1 protein-coding gene and 2 pseudogenes are annotated in these 2,140 nt (G+C 61.8%); 2 read left to right on the top strand and 1 reads right to left on the bottom strand.

The window, feature by feature from the left end; translation table 11 throughout:
- Positions 1–16 precede the first annotated feature (16 nt).
- Positions 17–262: pseudogene (locus BG61_RS41185) on the top strand (transposase domain-containing protein); the annotation flags it as partial.
- A complete protein-coding gene (locus tag BG61_RS39690) occupies positions 220–948 on the top strand; it encodes a CBS domain-containing protein (protein ID WP_325099866.1) in 729 nt (242 codons plus the stop codon). The pseudogene BG61_RS41185 and the gene BG61_RS39690, both read left to right, overlap by 43 nt.
- Positions 949–1,623: 675 nt before the next feature.
- On the opposite strand, the pseudogene BG61_RS43515 reads toward BG61_RS39690, so the two are convergent.
- Positions 1,624–2,140 (bottom strand): annotated as a pseudogene (locus tag BG61_RS43515) (hypothetical protein); the annotation flags it as partial.

The following is a 2,140-nucleotide window of genomic DNA, read 5'->3' as shown; positions in this document are numbered from 1 at the left end:
ATAATCCGGGAGTCGGCATAACTGGGTCGAAAACCAGATACGGCCATGGGCTATCGGCAGGTCCAACTGGTTGTTTGCCGGTTCGCTGCGAGCAGGCCAACGCGCTGCCGCCATCATGAGCCTGTTGCGTTCAGCGCAACTCAATGGCCACGAACCGCATGCCTATCTGAAGGACGTCCTCACCCGACTGCCGACCCATAGGGCCAGCGACATTGCAACATTGCTGCCTCACCGCTGGCAGCCGACGGTTGCGCTCGGTTAGTTCAATCCCTCAAGACGGGTTGGCTGGCCGCTTACTGCCTACCGGTGTGCCAGGACGGACGACTCCTCGGGATGATTACAGACCGTGACATAGCGATGCGCGGCGTCGCGGACAATCGCGACACGAATCACATGCGCGTTCGTGAAGCAATGTCCGTGGATGCGATTTGCTGTTCAAAAGACGAATCGATCGAAAAAGCGGTCACCCTCATGCGGGAGGCCCATGTCCAGCGGCTTGCGGTCGTCAACGGTGAAGGGCACCTGGTCGGCATCATATCCTTGACCGACATCGAGGGCGGCGCTTCAGAGCGACGTCCGTTCGAAGTCGTTTTCTATAAAAAGATTCTGGATCATGCGGGCCTGCCGCATCACAGCGAGCTAATGCGCGTATCCGTCGCCCAAGGAACGAAACAAGAGGCAGTCGAAGCAGCCATCAAACAATTTGAAGAGACCAGGCGAGTCGCAAATTGGACCACAGTGGCTGATGGCTACGACGTACTGTGTATCCATGTCGGCGAGAACGGCGAAAGCCTCGAAACACTCGAGCTTACCTCTGAGCGAGACGCGGAGATTCGTCCCCGTGCGCGAGTCCTGTGGGAACAGGCCGGCATCCCCGTAGGGCAAGACGCCCAGTTTTGGGAGCAAGCGGCACGCGAGGTGGACGGCGAGAGCAAGGCGGCGAAATGAAGCCAGCTAATACTTTGGCGGTCGACGCACAACAGCGAAACGCAATGCACATACCGCGTGTGGACTTTATCGGAGCCGGGATAGTCCCGCTCATTGAACTGCAGCCATCGGACTTCGTGTCTGTGGCCATCGTCACTTATCCAGGCTGCGAAAAGTGCGGGTCTGGCGCACCGGGCAACTTCGCGACCGAAGCGGACGTATGCCAGTACACGACGGCGTACGCGAAAGCCGAGGCGGAGCGCCGTCTCCTGATGACGCTCTTCGAATAGTCGCTGCAAACGAGCGCTCGGACAGCATGCGCTGCAGCCAGTGGTCGACGGCGCACGATTTGCCAAAACGCGATGGTCCGAAAATCGTCGCGCCATCGTGCGCGCAAATATTGGCGAGCACTCCGTCGACGCTGAATTCATTCCAGCACGCGACGGCGAGTTGCTGGTGATGGTATGAGGGCAAGCCCGCGCCAGGCACATAGGCTTCGTCGCTGAACTGCAGTTCGCGCGGCGTCCATGGCATGAGTGCACAACGCGCGGCGCGAAGTACGTCCTCGGCCCCGCACTCGCGCCGCAGGCTCAGGTGATAGCCGAGTACCGCGCGCGAACTGAGCTCGATCAGAACCACGACCCACAAGCGATGAATGTGGCTCGGTGCCACCGTGCGGAGACGGCAGCAGTACCATCATACGGGCATCGAGCTTATGTGCATCGCACTCGACGCGCGCTCGAACGGAACCGTCGGTGGCCGACGCGTGCCGTCGCCGCTTCGGGCCTTGCGCATCGCATCCGCCCCGGCGACCAGTTGGCGCGCCCGCGCGGGATTTTCAGCCAGCACGCGGTCGATGTATCGGGCCAGCGTCACGCAGCCGCGCTTTTCAACATTGAACGGCCATTCGCCGCGGCGCTCGAAACCACGTTCGCGCAGTTCGGCCAGAAACCATCGGAATACAGCCATACGTGGCCGGCGCGAGGCTTCGAGCTCGGCGCGCTTGCCGAGGATCCGTGCTCGCAGGCGGTCTTCGAGTCCCGCGGGCGACTCGAACAACCATTGCAGGGCACCAACGGCTCCGCCGCTCCAGGCATTGAGCTTGAGCGGCGCCGTCCGTTCGTAGGTCTTCACGTGCGCGTACGGTAATAGGCCGCGCCAGCCGTAGACGCGCCCGTCGGGGCGGAGCCTGAGGCAGCGCTCGGTCAGCAAG

Origin of the sequence: Caballeronia glathei (assembly GCF_000698595.1) — a bacterium.
Lineage (GTDB): Bacteria > Pseudomonadota > Gammaproteobacteria > Burkholderiales > Burkholderiaceae > Caballeronia > Caballeronia glathei.
The sequence above is the reverse complement of the archived record's forward strand: the minus strand, read 5'-3'. Positions and strand labels throughout refer to the sequence as shown.